Annotated in this window: 11 protein-coding genes and 1 pseudogene; 3 read left to right on the forward strand and 9 right to left on the reverse strand. The window is 58.9% G+C overall.

Translation table 11 applies throughout. The features are described from left to right. The first annotated feature begins 26 nt into the window (after nt 1-26). Complete coding sequence (locus tag AC0L8G_RS09920) at nt 27-2,285, forward strand: M3 family metallopeptidase (RefSeq protein WP_473388692.1); 2,259 nt, start codon at nt 27-29, stop codon at nt 2,283-2,285. Nucleotides 2,286-2,432: 147 nt separating this feature from the next. On the opposite strand, the gene msrA is transcribed toward AC0L8G_RS09920, so the two are convergent. Continuing rightward, the gene (gene msrA / locus AC0L8G_RS09925; protein ID WP_473388693.1) at nt 2,433-3,035 is read right to left on the reverse strand and encodes a peptide-methionine (S)-S-oxide reductase MsrA; all 603 of its coding nucleotides are present in this window, start codon (nt 3,033-3,035) and stop codon (nt 2,433-2,435) included. Between the two features lie 303 nt (nt 3,036-3,338). Between msrA and AC0L8G_RS09930 the strand changes: the two genes are divergently transcribed. After that, nucleotides 3,339-5,471 carry a S9 family peptidase gene (locus AC0L8G_RS09930; RefSeq protein WP_473388694.1) on the forward strand — a complete coding sequence of 711 codons (2,133 nt, stop codon included), beginning with the start codon at nt 3,339-3,341 and terminating at the stop codon, nt 5,469-5,471. A gap of 3 nt (nt 5,472-5,474) precedes the next feature. On the opposite strand, the gene rnr is transcribed toward AC0L8G_RS09930, so the two are convergent. From rnr to plsY, 6 genes and pseudogenes are all read right to left on the reverse strand, one after another. Then, the gene (rnr, locus tag AC0L8G_RS09935) at nt 5,475-7,796 is read right to left on the reverse strand and encodes a ribonuclease R (RefSeq protein ID WP_473388695.1); all 2,322 of its coding nucleotides are present in this window, start codon (nt 7,794-7,796) and stop codon (nt 5,475-5,477) included. A 69-nt stretch (nt 7,797-7,865) separates the two neighbouring features. Continuing rightward, a complete protein-coding gene (locus tag AC0L8G_RS09940) occupies nt 7,866-8,477 on the reverse strand; it encodes a M23 family metallopeptidase (RefSeq protein ID WP_473388696.1) in 612 nt (203 codons plus the stop codon). A 125-nt stretch (nt 8,478-8,602) separates the two neighbouring features. Continuing rightward, the gene (locus tag AC0L8G_RS09945; RefSeq protein ID WP_473388697.1) at nt 8,603-9,079 is read right to left on the reverse strand and encodes a PepSY domain-containing protein; all 477 of its coding nucleotides are present in this window, start codon (nt 9,077-9,079) and stop codon (nt 8,603-8,605) included. Between the two features lie 264 nt (nt 9,080-9,343). Continuing rightward, nucleotides 9,344-12,075: pseudogene (topA, locus tag AC0L8G_RS09950) on the reverse strand (type I DNA topoisomerase). A gap of 344 nt (nt 12,076-12,419) precedes the next feature. Continuing rightward, nucleotides 12,420-13,535: a DNA-processing protein DprA gene (gene dprA, locus AC0L8G_RS09955; RefSeq protein ID WP_473388698.1), complete on the reverse strand. Its 1,116-nt coding sequence runs from the start codon at nt 13,533-13,535 to the stop codon at nt 12,420-12,422. After that, a complete protein-coding gene (plsY, locus tag AC0L8G_RS09960) occupies nt 13,528-14,124 on the reverse strand; it encodes a glycerol-3-phosphate 1-O-acyltransferase PlsY (protein WP_473388699.1) in 597 nt (198 codons plus the stop codon). The genes dprA and plsY overlap by 8 nt, the downstream gene beginning before the upstream one ends. An 83-nt stretch (nt 14,125-14,207) precedes the next feature. Here plsY and AC0L8G_RS09965 point away from each other — a divergent pair, with 83 nt between their 5' ends. Then, nucleotides 14,208-15,017, forward strand: coding sequence for a DUF4253 domain-containing protein (locus AC0L8G_RS09965; RefSeq protein ID WP_473388700.1), 810 nt, complete (start codon nt 14,208-14,210; stop codon nt 15,015-15,017). 7 nt (nt 15,018-15,024) lie between these two features. Here the strand turns inward: AC0L8G_RS09965 and AC0L8G_RS09970 are convergent, their stop codons facing one another. Then, complete coding sequence (locus tag AC0L8G_RS09970) at nt 15,025-15,804, reverse strand: aspartate carbamoyltransferase catalytic subunit (protein ID WP_473388846.1); 780 nt, start codon at nt 15,802-15,804, stop codon at nt 15,025-15,027. Continuing rightward, nucleotides 15,695-15,985, reverse strand: coding sequence for a hypothetical protein (locus tag AC0L8G_RS09975; protein ID WP_473388701.1), 291 nt, complete (start codon nt 15,983-15,985; stop codon nt 15,695-15,697). Before AC0L8G_RS09975 ends, AC0L8G_RS09970 begins: the two co-directional genes overlap by 110 nt. Nucleotides 15,986-15,993 lie beyond the last annotated feature (8 nt).

Below are 15,993 nucleotides of genomic sequence, written 5' to 3' on the forward strand. Positions count from 1 at the left end.
GACCGGATGACGAAAGGAGCCGCACCATGCGGATGAAAATTCTTATATCGACTTTGGCGCTGACAACGGCGCTATATGGCTGCGGACAAAATCAGGCGCCCGATGCGGGAGCGCAGAATGGAAAAACGTCGGAAATGATTGAACCGGTAAACGAAGATATTGGTGATCTTTTTGCAGGGCTGGGGCCAGCGAAAACGGGCGATCCGGTTACCGACAGGCTGCTTGCCTCGTTTGAGGGGCCGTATAATGGCGTGCCGCAATTCGGTGAAGCCAAGATTTCCGGCATCAAGGCGGCGATCGAAGCGGGGATGGAAAAGAACCTCGCGGAAGTGGACGCCATCGCCAACAATCCCGAGCCCGCGACATTCGCCAACACGATCATTGCACTTGAAAAATCCGGTGAAGAACTTGGAAACGGGTTTGCCTATTGGAGCATCTGGTCGTCCAACATGTCGACGCCGGAATTTCGCGACATTCAATCGGAAATGGCGCCGAAGCTTTCCGAATTCAGCTCCAAGATCAGCCAGAACGAAAAACTCTTTGCGCGTGTGAAAGCGGTTTATGAAGGCGAGGAGATGAAGCGCCTTCGCCCCGACCAGCAGCGCCTCGTATGGCTGACCTATGACGGCTTTGCGTCAAACGGCGCGACTCTCGAAGGGGAGGCGAAGGAGCGTTACGCCGAGATCAACAAACGCCTCGCGGAATTGCACACGAAATTCGCCAATAACGTCCTTCATGACGAAGAAGAATATGTGATTTACTTCGGCGAAGACCAGACCGGCGGCTTGCCGGCGGACTTTCTCGCCGCCGCCAAATCAGCGGCGCAAAGCAGGCCGGGCGACGGGGCCTATGCGGTCACCAATACGCGCTCTTCCATGGATCCGCTGCTGACTTTCGCCGATGACCGGGCGCTGCGCCAGCAGGTCTGGGAGATGTATTACAGCCGCGGCGATCATGGCGATGAGTATGACAACAACGCGCTGATTGCTGAAATTCTGCAGCTCCGTGACGAGCGGGTGAAGCTGCTGGGCTATCCCAACTACGCCGCATGGCGCTTGCAGAACCGCATGGCGAAAACGCCGGAACAGGCCTTGGGCCTGCTGGAAGCGGTGTGGCCGGCTTCGGTCGCGCGGGTGCATGAGGAAGTCGCCGAAATGCAGGAGATCGTCGACGCGCAAGGCGGCGGTTTTAAAATCGCGCCTTGGGACTATCGCTATTATATGGAGGAAGTCCGCAAGGCGAAATATGATCTCGACTCGGATGAAGTGAAACAATATCTCCAGCTCGACAAGCTGCGCGATGCGATGTTCTTCGTCGCTGGCGAGTTGTTCAATTTCAACTTCACCCCTGTTCCTGAAGGCTCCGTGCCGGTCTGGCATGAGGATGTGAAAGTCTGGGAAGTCAACGACAAGACCTCCGGCAAGTTGATCGGCCTGTGGTATCTCGATCCCTTTGCGCGGCAGGGCAAACGCTCCGGCGCCTGGGCGTCGGGCTTCCGCAGCCACGAAACGCTGGATGGCGTCGAAAAAACGGTGCTCGCCACCAATAATTCGAACTTCGTGAAAGCGGCGCCCGGCGAGCCGGTGCTGATTTCATGGGACGATGCGGAAACCTATTTCCATGAATTCGGTCACGCGCTGCATTATCTGTCGTCGAATGTCGCCTATCCGACGTTGAATGGCGGCGTGCGCGATTACACCGAGTTTCAATCGCAATTGCTGGAACGCTGGCTGTCGACCGATGCGGTCATCGACAAGTATCTTGTCCATCATGAAACCGGAGAAGCCATGCCGGCGGAACTGGTGGCGAAGATCAAGGCGGCGTCGACCTTCAAGCAAGGCTTCGACACGACTGAATATCTCGCCTCGGCGTTGATGGATATGCGCTATCATATGGTCGATCCGACCGGCATTGATCCCGACAAGTTCGAGCGCGAGACACTCGCTGAACTCGGCCTGCCGGAAGAGATGGTCATGCGTCACCGGTCGCCGCATTTCGGTCATGTGTTTTCCGGCGAAGGATATTCCGCAGGATATTACGGCTACATGTGGGCGGATGTGCTGACCGCCGATGCGGCCGAAGCTTTTGCGGAAGCGCCGGGCGGTTTCTACGACAAAGAGGTGGCGAAAAAGCTGGTCGACAATCTCTTTGCGCCGCGCAATGCGATCGATCCGGCGGAGGCTTATCGCAATTTCCGCGGTCGCGACGCGCGGATTGAGGCCTTGATGCGCGATCGCGGTTTCCCGGTCGCCGGCGGCGATAGCGGCAAGTCGACTATAGAATAGGCAAAAACACATGAAGGCTCGGCACTTTGCTGAGCCTTCATCCTGAGGAGCAAAAAGTCTTCATGCCCTTCGAGACGCCGCTTCGCGGCCCTCAGGATGAAGGATTTTTTGCGTCTCAAAGGATTAGTCGGCGGCTTGTTTATGGGGTTAGTGCTCGCCCCATACCCGATCAACGCGCCGGTCGCGGCCGCAACTGGTGCGGTAATATTTATATCGGATGGGATTCTTTTTGTAATAATCCTGGTGATAGCCCTCGGCCTCCCAGAATTGCGTCAATTCAATCAGCGGCGTGACAACGCTTTCGCCGAGTTCCGTTTCTGCTTCCTTTTTTGCAGCGCTCGCCGCTTCATACTCTTCCGCATTCGAATAAAAAACGGCGGTTGTGTAAGAGTGACCCCGGTCGCAGAACTGTCCGCCCGCATCGAGCGGATCAACATGGCGGAAGAAATAGTCGGTCAGTTCGCGATAGGTGACGACTGACGGATCATAGGGAACGCGCACCACTTCCAGATGTCCGTCATGATCGCGATAGGTGGGGTTTTGTTTCAATCCGCCCGCATAGCCGGAAACCACATCGCCGACGCCGTCGAGCTTTTCGAAATCTGACTCCATGCACCAGAAACACCCGCCCGCGAACACCGCACTGGCGGTCTTGGATGCGTCGCCTTCTGCGGCGCGCGGTCCTTCCGATGGCAGAAAAATGGCGCCCAGCGCAGCGGCGGCGCCTAGGGCGAAGAGCGGAAATTTCATCAGGCCAGTCTCCTTTGCGCCTTCCCATATGCGTGGGCGCCGCGCGCCGCGCCAGTCACGAAGGGGCGCCTCACCTTAATGTTATGAGGGGGTTCATGCAGGCATGGAATGTGCGGTAAAAATATAAATAAAATCAACAAAATAGACCAATTGCCTCGCGGCGCGCATCCGGGCTATGTCTACGCCGGAACCGACCTCGCGAGATGAAATGAAGCTTCAATAGACCTGCCGCACCAGCGCATATAGCCGTGTTTCACGCTTGCCCTCACCACAGATCCCCAACCGAACACAAAAGAGAACATCATGTCCGAGCGCGATCCGTTCGCCGAAACGCGAAAAATTGAAGCTCCCATTGTCGAAAAACGACCCGTTGAAATTACCCAGCATGGCAAGGTCCGCATCGACAATTATGCCTGGTTGCGTGATGAGAAATGGCAGGACGTGCTGCGCGATCCGTCGCTGCTTCAGCCGGATATTCGCTCGGTGCTTGATGCGGAAAATGAGTATTACGCTGCGGTCACCGGCGATCTCGATGACTTGCGCAACCGTCTTTTTGAAGAAATGCGCGGCCGCATCAAGGAAGACGACAGTTCCGTTCCGGTCAAGGATGGCGACTGGCTGTATTCGTCGCGATTCCGCGAAGGCGGGGAATATCCGGTCTATCTGCGCACGCGCCTCGATGGCGGCGGCGAAGAGGTGATTTACGACGGCGACGCCGAGCGCGGCGACAGCGAATTTTTCAGCATCGGCGATGTTGCGCACAGCCCGGACCACAAGCTGGCGGCGATCGCCACTGACCGGCTCGGTTCGGAATATTATTCGATCCGTATCCGCAACATAGTCACCGGCGAGGAATTTCCCGAGACGGTCGAAAGCGCCGATGGCCACTCGATCGAGTGGACGGCGGCGTCCGACGCTTTCCTGTATGTGGAGCGCGACGACAATCAACGCCCGAAACGGGTGAAGCTTCACCGCCTTGGCAGCGATCCCGCGACAGACAAGCTGGTCTATGAAGAGCCCGATGATGCGTATTTTATCGGCGTGGATAAAAGTCAGAGCGGCGAGTATATTTTCATTTCATCCAGCAATCACGTCACTGGCGAAACGCGGTTCCTGCGCGCCGATGCGCCGGAGGCCGCCCCGCAATTGATCGCGCCGCGCGAACCGAACGTGCTTTACGATGTGGACCATCACGGCGATCAGTTTTTCATTCAGACCAATGACGGCGGCGCTGTCGACTACAAGATCGTCACCGCGCCGGTGGCGGCGCCGGGGCGGGAAAACTGGAAGGTCTGGCTGGAACACAAGCCGGGCAGTCAGATCGTCACTTTTACGGCGTTCAAGAAGTATCTCGTCCGGGTGGAGCGCGAAAACGCCCTGCCGCGCATTGTCATCTCGACCTATGACGGCGACGCTCATGTGGTTTCGTTTGACGAGGCGGCTTACGCCCTCGGCATGCGCGCCGGATTTGAATATGACACAAGCGTTATCCGCTTCACTTATGAATCGCCGTCAACGCCGGAACAGACATTCGACTATGATATGGCGTCGCGCACGCGCACGCTGCTCAAGACGCAGGAAGTGCCGAGCGGGCATGACGCATCATTATACAAGGTGGAGCGGATCGAGGCTGAGGGCGCAGACGGCGCCAAAGTGCCGGTGACAATTTTGCGGCTTAAGACAACGCCGAAAGACGGCTCCGCCCCGGCGCTGCTCTATGGCTATGGCTCCTATGGATTGTCGACATCGGCGTCCTTCTCGACCAACATCCTGCCGCTGGTGGATCGCGGCGCGGTTTACGCCATCGCCCATGTGCGCGGCGGCGCCGATAAAGGCCGGCAATGGTATCTTGACGGCGCGCTCGACAAGAAGATGAACAGTTTCACCGATTTTAACGCGGCGGCGCAGGCGCTGGTCAGCGGCGGCTATACATCCGCGGGCCGGATCGTCAGCTATGGCGGCAGCGCCGGCGGGTTGCTGGTGGGGGCGGCGTTGAATTTACGGCCAGACCTTTATGGCGGCGTGATCGCCGCTGTCCCGTTTGTCGATGTGATCAACACAATTTCCGATGCGGATCTGCCTTTGACCCCGCCGGAATGGGAGGAATGGGGCAATCCGATCACCAGCAAAGAGCAATTTGACTGGATCGCGGCTTACTCGCCCTATGAGAATATCCAGCATGAGGACTATCCGCCGGTCATGGCGACAGGCGGGCTGGCGGATTATCGCGTCACCTATTGGGAGCCGTCAAAATGGGTGGCGCGCCTGCGCGATGATGCGACGGGCGGTCCCTTCGTCTTGCGTATGAATATGGGCGCCGGTCATGGCGGATCGGCGGCGCGGTTTGAACGCCTCGATGAGCGCGCGCATCTCTATGGGTTTGCGCTTAAGGTCTGGGGCCTCGAAGGCGCGACGCCGGTCAAGCACAAAAAGTAGCGCTTACACGCCCTGTTTCGGTTTGGCGTTCGCTCTGCTGCGCTTTTTCTTCGGCGATTTGCCTTTCGCCGGGTTGTGTTTCTTTTTCTTGGTCTTGCGGCCATAGCCCGGCGAGGACGGTTTTCCCGACCGTCCCTTTTTTCGCGGCGAACCGGGCAGGGGATCGGACAGCATTTCAAAGCGCAGCCCCCCGGTAAGCGGCGCGGCTTCCGCCAGTTTCACCTTTACCGGCTGGCCGAGCTGGAAGACGCCACCGGTCGATTGGCCAATAACCGAGTGTTCTTTTTCTTCGAAGTTAAACCGCTCGCTGCCGATCGAGCGCATGGGAATAAATCCATCGGCGCCGCTTTCATCGAGCATCACGAACAGGCCGAATTTCGTCACGCCCCTGATCCGCGCGTCGAATTCGGCGCCGACACGGCCCTCCAGATAGCCCGCAAGATAGCGGTCATTCGACTCGCGTTCGGCGGCGATGGAACGGCGCTCGAGATCTGAAATATCTTCAGCGATCTTGGACAGCGCTTTTGCTTCTTTTTCGGTCTGGCCGTTTTCGCCGAGGCGGAACGCCTTCACCAGCGCGCGATGCACGACGAGGTCGGCATAGCGGCGGATCGGGGAAGTGAAATGCGCATAGCGCCCGAGATTGAGCCCGAAATGGCCCACATTCTCGGTGTCATAGATCGCCTGGCGCTGCGAGCGCAGGACAACCTCTGAAACCATTTCCTTCTGGTTGCGGCTCTCAGCGATTTTTAAAAGCTGATTGAAATTCGCCGGGCGGACAGATCCGCCTTTGGCCAGCGAATAGTCGAGCGTTTCGAGATATTCGCGAACGGCTTCGAGTTTTTCGGGATCGGGCGTGTCATGGACGCGATAGATCAGCGGCGTTTTCGCGCGCTCCAGCGCCTCGGCCGCGGCGACATTGGCGAGGATCATGAATTCCTCGATCACCCGATGCGCATCGAAACGGTCGCGTTTGATGACCTTCTCCACATCGCCATTCTTGTCGAGAATAATCTTGCGTTCCGGCAGGTCTAGATCGAGCGGCGCGCGTTTCGCGCGTTCCTTGTTGCGGGCGCGGAAGGCGTCATAGAGATGCTTGATGATTTTTTGCAGTTCAGGCGAGGCGGGTCCGCCTTCGCTGATCGCCTGCGCATCCTCATAGGAAAGCCTGGCATAGGAGCGCATCATCGCGCGCATGAAGCGATGGCGAATTTTCACGCCCTGCGCGGTGAGGGTCATCTCCACCGCCAGACACGGCCGGTCGACCTCCGGCTTCAGCGAGCACAGATCATTGGACAGCCGCTCGGGCAGCATCGGCACCACGCGATCGGGCAGATAGGTGGAGTTGCCGCGCTTTAAGGCTTCCTTGTCGAGTTCGGAGTCCGGCTTCACGAAGAAGCTGACATCGGCGATAGCGACAGTGACGCGGTAGCCGCCGGCATTGTCCGGATCATCATCCAGCTCGGCGTAGACCGCGTCGTCATGGTCTTTCGCATCCGCCGGGTCGATGGTGAGCAACGGCGTGTCGCGCAAATCCGTGCGATCCCCAAGCGCGGGCAGCTTCGCTTTCTCCGCTTCTGCGAGCACCGCAGCGGGGAAGTCTGTCGGGATGCCGTGATTGGCGAGCGCGATAGTGGAATAGGCGTGCTTGTCGTCAATATGGCCGGTGATGGCGCGCACGCGCGCTTTTTTCGGGCCATAGCCGCGCGGATTCTTGGTTTCGATCCAGACCAGGTCGCCGTCTTTGGCGCCGCCCTCATCGCCTTCATCAATGGTGAAGTTGTCGCGAACGCGCCGCTCCACCGGTTCGGCGACGCCGCCGCGGCGTTTTTTATAAAACACCGCCAGAAAGCGATGCGCGCCTTTGCCGATCGCCTTGATGATATCGGCGTCATAGCCGTCATCGCCCGCTGGCGATAATCGCGCGAGCAGCCGGTCGCCGACGCCGGGCGACGGTTTAAGCTTTGCGGCGCGCCGTGCCGAGAGGCGAATCATGGGCGGTTCGGTTTCGCCGAGCCAGTTTGCGGGCATGCACAAAAGATCGCCGTCATCATCGACTGACATGACGTCAATCGGCGCAACCGGGGGAAGGGCGTCCGCGCGTTCTATGCGTTTGCCGCCCTTCAGATTGATTGATCCGTTCGCATCCATTTCCTTCAGCACGGCGCGCAATTCCGCCCGCGCTTCCCCCTTCACGCCAAAGGCCCGCGCGATGTCGCGTCGCGCCGCAGCGCCCTCAGTCTGTTTGAGATAGGCGATGATGTCTTGTTTGGAAGGAAGGCCGGCTTTTTTAGGGCCGGAGGTGGATTTTGTGCGTTTTGCCAAATGATTTCTTTCGTGATGGGACGATAACACCCACCCGGTAACATGGTTCGACTTGAAGCGCGAACGCTATCAGCGGCCCACAGTGAGCGGGTTATGGCGCTTTCCGTCGATCATGATCTCGTAATGCAGATGTACGGCGCTGGCGTTGCCTGTGGCGCCGGTGCGTCCAATGGGACTGCCCATGGCGACGCGCACGCCCCGCTTCAGTCCGGGCGCATAGGCGGACAGATGCGCGTAGCGGGTTTTCACGCCGCCGCCATGACTGATCAGCACCGTCTTGCCGTATCCCCGCAAGGCGCCGACTGTTTCGACGACCCCGTCGCCGCCAGCGACAATCGCTTCCGGCCTGCCGGTGTAAAGGTCCACCCCATGATGGAAGGCGCCGGCGCCGCCGCGCCGTGGTCCGAAGCCGGAAGAGACGCAGGCTTTGACCGGCGCTCGCAGCAATGTCTTGCCTCGAACATAAGCCTGGGGATCATATTGGACGATGCGGTTTCGATTATCCGTCGCCGGCGCATTGGAAATGCTGACGCCGGAGCAAAGGGCGAGAGTGGAAAATTCTGCGCTGGAGACGACGGTTGATGACGGCGCCGTTGCACAGGCGGAAGCGAGCGCGATCAACACCGCCGCCGCTCCGGCTCGGAAAACGGGCCGGAATGCTGGCCGGATTATCCGTCTCATGCTCATCCCCTGACGCATAAACAATGCAATCGGTTAAAGCGAGAGAATGATACAGGAGTCTTAACGGCTCGCCGCAAATTGCCGCGAACCGGCGGCGCAGATCTACGCCGCCGGAAGGGCGTATTTTAGCTCGACAAATCGTAGTCGAAGACCAGCAAAGCGCCATCTTCGGCGATTTCGATGTCTACCGGCCGGCCTTCATAGGCGCCTTCAAACTCGTAAACATAGATCGGCGCATGCTGACGGACCGAGAACTCAACATAGTCCGGCTCGAAACCGGGAACTGTATCATACAGCGTTTTGGCGACGGCGGCGGGCAGGTTTTCGATATCGAATTCCATTTCGATCTCTTCAACCTCGCCGTCTTCCGTCACATCAATTTCGATGTGGCGGCCATTATGGTCTTTCGCTTCAAACTCATAAATCGAAACGCCATCTTCCACTTCGATGCTGACGCGATCGAAGGTGACGCCGGGCGCGGTGCGAATAGCGGCGTCCATGATGTTTTCAGGCACGTCTTCCAGGGCGATGGTGGTGTTGGCGCTGGCAAGGGTTGTGGCGCCAAGGACGAGGCAGGCGATGGCGGTGAGGGCGCGAGTCATCTGCAAACTCCTTTTCGGGTTTTCGGGGTCGAGACGGTCAGGGCGTTGCGTCTCGACGCGCGAGATAGGGAGTATTGATGACGGTTCGGCGATGATTTCGCGAAGGGAGTGTGAAATATTTCGCACTGCACAATTGCTGCGCGCGTTGCGGGGGTCACAAATTTGTGCGTGAGCGATGCAGCGTATCAGGCGCGCAATTGATGCGCGTTGCGGCGATCAATTGCGTCAGGCGGCAAGGGGGAATCTCAAGAAAGTTTTCGCAGCCTAGTCCGCAGCTTTTTTCGTCGCTGCTTTCTTTTTGGCGGCGGTTTTTTTCGCGGGCGCTTTTTTCGTTGTCGCCTTTTTAGCGGCGGCCTTTTTTGCCGGCGCTTTTTTTGTAGTGGCTTTCTTTGCGGGCGCCTTCTTGGTCGCCTTCTTTGTTGTCTTTTTCTTCGTAGCCTTCTTCTTTGCGGCTTTTTTCTTGGATGGCCGTTTTTCGCGGGCGGTGATCAGTTCAACCGCCTGTTCCAGCGTGACGCTGTCGGGTTCCACGCCATTCGGCAGCGTAGCGTTGGTTTTCTGGTGCTTCACATAAGGCCCGTAACGCCCGTTCATGACATTGACGGGGTCGCCGGTTTCCGGATGCGCGCCAAGTTCCTTGAGCGGCTTTGCCGCCTGACCGCGACCGGCGCGGGGATTGGCGATCTTCTCGGCGATCAGCGTGACCGCACGGTTCAGGCCGACCTCGAACACCTCGTCGATATTTTCAAGATTTGCGTAGGTCTTGCCGTGTTTGACGAAAGGCCCGTAGCGGCCGAGGCTGGCTTCGATCATTTCGCCATCTTCGGGATGCGGGCCGACTTCCCTCGGAAGCGAAAGCATCATCAATGCTTTTTCAAGATCGACATCCGAAACGCTCCAGCCCTTTGGCAGGCTTGAGCGTTTGGGTTTTTCTTTCGAGCCTTTTTCCTGCTCGCCAAGCTGGAAGTAAGGGCCGAAGCGGCCGACTTTCAGCCAGACATCCATGCCGGTCGCCGGGTCTTTGCCAAGCAGGCGGTCGCCGGACTCCGTGCCGTCTTCGCCTTCGCCAAGGGCTGAAAGCTGGCGCGTGAAATTGCATTCAGGATAGTTTGAGCAGCCGATAAAGGCGCCGAATTTTCCGGTCTTGAGCGACAGGCGTCCGCCTTCGCGGCCTTCCTCGGCGCAGGACGCGCAGGCGCGCGGATCAGAGCCATCTTCTTTTTCGGAAAGATCAGCGGCCCAAGCGATTCATTGAGCGCGTCGAGCACTTCGGAAATCCGCAGTTCGCCCGTGTCTTCGACGGCGGCGTGAAATTCCGACCAGAAATTGCGCAGAAAGACTTTCCAGTCCGCTTCGCCGGCGGAAATCTTGTCGAGCGTGCCCTCAAGATCTGCGGTGAAGTCATATTCCACATATTTGCGGAAATAGTTCTCCAGAAACGCGGTGACGATGCGGCCCTTGGAATCCGGGATGAACCGGTTGCGGTCCATGGTGACATAACCACGGTCTCGCAGAACCGTCAGGATCGACGCATAGGTCGAAGGACGGCCAATGCCGAGTTCTTCGAGCCGCTTGACCAGGCTTGCTTCGGAATAGCGCGGCGGGGGCTGGGTGAAATGCTGGTCCGCCGCCGTATCTGAAACCTTTGCGTCGGCGCCGGCCGACAATTTCGGCAATACGCCGCCGCCATCTTCCGATTCCGGATCGTCCTTGCCTTCTTCATAGAGCGCCAGAAAGCCGTCAAAGAGAATGACAGAACCGGTGGCGCGCAGGCCCGTCTTTTTGTCCGAAGACAACAGGTCGATGGTGGTGTTTTCCAGCCGCGCGGATTCCATCTGGCTGGCGATGGCGCGCTTCCAGATCAGGCTGTAAAGCTTGCGCTCGTCATCGCCGAGCCCGCGGACTTTATCGGGCGCACGGGAAAACGCGGTCGGGCGAATACATTCGTGCGCTTCCTGCGCGTTCTTGGCTTTCGACTTATAAATGCGCGGGCTTTTCGGTACATAGCTATCGCCGAATTGCGCGCCGACGGATTTGCGCGCATCGCTGATGGCTTCGGGCGCCATATCGAGGCCGTCTGTACGCATATAGGTGATGAGACCGGTGGTCTCGCCGCCAATGTCGATGCCTTCATAGAGTTTTTGCGCGGTGCGCATGGTGCGCTGCGCATTAAAGCCGAGCTTGCGCGATGCTTCCTGCTGGAGCGTCGAGGTGGTGAAGGGCGGCGGCGGGTTGCGCCGGCCGGGCTTCGCCTCGACCGCATCGACGGTGAAGCTCGATGTTTCGACCGCTGTCTTCGCGCCCATGGCGGCGGCTTCGTCGCCAAGGGTGAATTTTTGCACCTTCTCGCCCTGATGCAGCACCAGCCGCGCCTCGAAGGGCGCGCTGTCGCCGGAAACGGCTTGCGCCTTCACGGTCCAGTATTCCTGCGGGACGAAGGTTTCGATTTCGAGTTCGCGGTCACAGATGATCCGCAGCGCCACGGACTGCACCCGGCCAGCCGAGCGCGAGCCGGGCAGCTTGCGCCACAGTACAGGCGACAGTGTAAAGCCGACGAGATAGTCGAGCGCGCGCCGCGCCAGATAGGCGTCGACCAGATCCGCATCGATCTCGCGCGGATGCGCGATTGCGTCCTGCACGGCGGCTTTGGTGATGGCGTTAAAGGCGACCCGGTCGATCTTGACGCCCTTCAGCGCCTTTTTGGCGTTGAGCGTTTCCAGCAAGTGCCAGGAAATGGCTTCGCCTTCGCGATCCGGGTCAGTGGCCAGGATCAAGCGGTCCGCGCCCTTGAGGGCGGCGGCGATGTCGTTGACCCGGGTTTTCGATTTGGCGTCGAGCTCCCAGACCATCTCGAAATCTTCATCGGGCTTAACCGAACCGTCCTTGGAGGGCAGGTCGCGAATATGGCCGTAAGAGGCCAGCACCGTATAGCCGGAACCCAGATATTTATTGATAGTCTTCGCTTTAGAAGGGGATTCGACGATGACAACTTGCATGCGGGCGGCGTCTCCAGACGTGGTCAGCGAAACGGGGGTCAGCGAAACGGGCGTGGGCGCGCCCTATGGGGCGGGCTGTGGCGTTCTGTCAACCATGTGGTGTGGGATCCTCGCTCAGACGAGGTAAACGATCTGTAAGTCTTTGCTTCAACTGCAATCGAGTCGCTGGGAAAGGCGCCGGCTTGGAGCGATGGCGCCGGTCGCCAGAAAAGTCTTTGAAAAGCAAGAAGTTGCAAGGCGCCGCCTGGAAACCCCGTGAGCTGTAAAGCATCCGGCGGCGATGCGGATCGCCATATTCGCGCCCGGTCCGGCGGATTCGCCTGAAATTCGGCGGCCTGCGGTTGCTAGTCAGCCTTGAGCGAGAATTTGCCGCCATCATGCTCGACTGCCTCGCCGCACAGCACCAGATCCAGCAGGGCGTCGGCGACCAGCCCCGGCGGGGCATCCGCCTCGCGCAGGATTTCGTCGCGATGCTGGGGCGTGAAGCTGAGGATTTCCAGCAATTGATTGCGCAGGGAGATCATCGCCGCCGGGTCGGGCTCACGCTCATTCATGCCGCTTTCCCAATTAAAGAGGTCGCGCCCGCGCGCCGACAGCCCGCTGGTCTGGGCGGCGAGCCCGTCAATAATATCCTGGGCCGTCTCCACCAGGGTCGCGCCGTCGCGGATCAACCGGTTGGCGCCCTGACAGCGCGGGTCGAGCGGCGAGCCCGGCACGGCGAAAACCTCGCGACCCTGTTCCAGCGCGAAATTGGCGGTGATCAGCGTGCCCGACCGCGCCGCCGCCTCGACCACCACGACGCCGCGCGACAGGCCGGAGATCAGCCGGTTGCGTTTGGGAAAGTCCCGCGCGGTCGGTTGCGCGCCCATGGGGCATTCGGAGATCACTGCGCCTTCAGCGGCGATGCGTTCGGTGAGGTCTGCATGTTCAGGCGGATAAATAATGTCGACGCCGCCAGCGACCACCGCGATGGCGCCGGTTTTCAGCGAGGCTTCATGGGCGGCGCCGTCAATCCCGCGCGCAAGGCCGGAGCTGACGACATAGCCCGCTGCGCCGAGATCCGCCGCCAGCATGCGCGCCAGCTTGCGGCCAACGCCGGAGGCGTTGCGCGCGCCAATGATCGCGACAGCAGGCTTTTCAAACAGGCTGGCATGGCCGCGCACATATAATATCGGTGGATGATCGGGGACGGCTTTCAGCGCGGCGGGATAATCGTCCTCGCAAGCGGCAATGGCGCGGGCGCCGTGTTTTTCCGCTTGCTTCAGCTCGCGTTCGCAATCACTGCGATTGGCGGGTTTCAGCGCCGCCGAGCGCCCGGATTTGCGCGACAGGTCGGGCAGGGCGTCAAGCGCTTGTTTTGCAGTTCCAAATTTCGCGATGAGGCGGTGGAAGGTGACAGGCCCGATATTCTGGGTTCGGATCAGTTGAAGCCAGTCAAGGCGCTCGCTGCCATCAAGCACCCGCGCTCGCCTCCTTCTTGGCGCCGATCTTCGGTTCGTCGCCGGAGAGCAGGCGCTGGATGTTGGATTTGTGGCGCAGGAAAATCAGCGCCGCCATGAAAGTGCAGGCGATGGCGTAGGTCGGCTTGCCCATGGCGAACATAATGAAAGGGGTCGCCGCCGCGGCGACCAGCGCGGAGAGCGAAGAATATTTCGCGAGATACGCAATGCTCAGCCAGGTCGCGCCTGCAAAAATTCCTGCGACGACATTGAGGGCGAACAGTGTGCCCATGAAGGTTGCAACGCCTTTGCCACCTTTGAAATTGAGCCAGACCGGAAAGCAGTGGCCTAGGAAAGCCGCCGCGCCCGCGACCTCAGGCCGCCAGCCCATGAGCACCGCGATGACCACCGCAATCGCGCCCTTGCCCCCGTCGAGCAACAGCGTCGCCAGCGCCAGATCCTTGCGGCCGGTGCGCAAGACATTCGTCGCGCCTATATTGCCGGAGCCGATGGCGCGGATGTCGCCGAGCCCCGCGACCCGCGTAATGACGAGGCCGAACGGGACAGAGCCGAGCAGATAGCCGAGGATGAGGGGGAGAATAATGGTCATATGCAGAGTTATAGTCGGGCCCGTGCTAGCAATCTATTCCCTTCTTTGCACTTTTATCGTTTGATATGGAGGAGGTCGGTTTTGTGCTGGTTGATCCGGAGAATCCATTGTTTGGAAAACCAAAATTCTATCCCAAGGGTACGACCCGGAATCTGGCAAACAACAAAGACCGGCATGCTGGCGATATGATGGTAACGATCCCGTTTGATCATTACGTTACTAAAGGAGGTAAGGCCCTTAAACTCATTGAAGAAATCAAGCTGAACAGCCCCCAATCGACGCCATTTATAGCGGGCGATGCGTTTTCGTTGTCGCGGCTGATTGAGACGTATGAATTCAATTCGGCAGACGATGAAAAACCAATAGAAAGCCTACTTGAGGTTAGTGAAAACTTTGATCTTGAGGTGTGGTTCAGGTCTCGTGAAGCCGAATACAGATCATATGCTGAAGAGGATGATTTCGATTTTCCGCCCAATGATGGAGTTGAAAGAGAAATAGAGCCGCAGAATGGTTTGATTGGCAATCTGGATATTTTATCACAAGCGCCAATAAAGGACCTTTACATCGGGATCATCCCAGTGGCGGTCGGCGAAAGTTGGAAGATTTTTGCTCATCTGCATTATGGAAATTGGAACGAATGCCCACCAGCACCAGTGCATTGTGCTTTGCATAAATTTTGGGGTGAAAAATACGGCGCTGTTGTTGCCACTGCGGCTTTCGACACGGTGGAAGTTGTAGTGAATAAACCGGCGGCTACGGTGAAAGAAGCTGAAGAGCTGGCGCTCCAGCAATATCTTTATTGCAACGATATTATTGACCAAGGTTTTGGTAGTTTTGATGCGCTTGCGGCGAGCCTTCTCGGCGCAAAAACATGGTGGTTTTGGTGGGATTAGGCTTTTGCTATTCCCCGCGCGTCAACAGCGCATCCAGACACGCCATGCGCATGGCGACGCCGTAAAACACTTGCCGCAGGATCAGCGACAATTCTTCATCATCGGCGAGGCGCCCGCAAATCTCGACGCCGCGATTCATCGGTCCCGGATGCATGACGCGCGCGCCGGGCTTGGCGAATTTCAGGGTTTCATGGGTCAGGCCGAATTCTTCAAAGAAACCTTGCGCGAGTTTCTTGCCGTCACCCTCCATGCGTTCGAACTGCATGCGAAGGCCCATGGCGACATCGGCGCCGTCAAGGCCGTCTTTGAGACTGTCGAAGCGGGGAATATCCGTGAACTGATCGTCGGCGGGCATTAAATGTTTCGGCCCGACGAAACGCACCTGCGCGTTTAGGCGTTGAAACAGCCGCGCATCGGAGCCCGCGACGCGGCTATGCTTGATGTCGCCGCATATCGCGATGGTGAGGCCCTCCAGCGTGCCGAATTCCGAGCGCACGGCGGCGGCGTCGAGCAGGGCTTGCGTCGGGTGTTCGCGCTTGCCGGCGCCGCCATTGACCACGGGGCAGGAGAGAACTTCGTCGAGCTGGTAATGCAGCTCTTCTTCCTTGGCGCGCAGGATCATCACATGGGCGCCCATGGCCGCCATGGTCTGGGCGGTGTCGATCATTGTCTCGCCCTTATGCACGGAGGAGGCGGAAACCGGGACATTGATAACATCGGCGCCGAGTTTCTTGCCCGCCAGCTCGAAGGAGAGATTGGTGCGGGTCGAGATCCTCGAAGAACAAATTGATCTGGGTCTTGCCGGCGAGCCGCCTCGGGGGCGGCGCGGCGCGGCGCAGGAACCCGGCGTAATATTCCGACAGTTTGAGCAAATAACGGATGTCGCCGTCGCTCAGATCGTCAATGGCGATCATGCGGCGCGCGGTGAAACCGCCTTTCGGCGGTGCGGGGCGTTCAGCGTTTGTCATTAAAGCCG

It is taken from the genome of Hyphococcus sp. D3-15 (assembly GCF_055809375.1).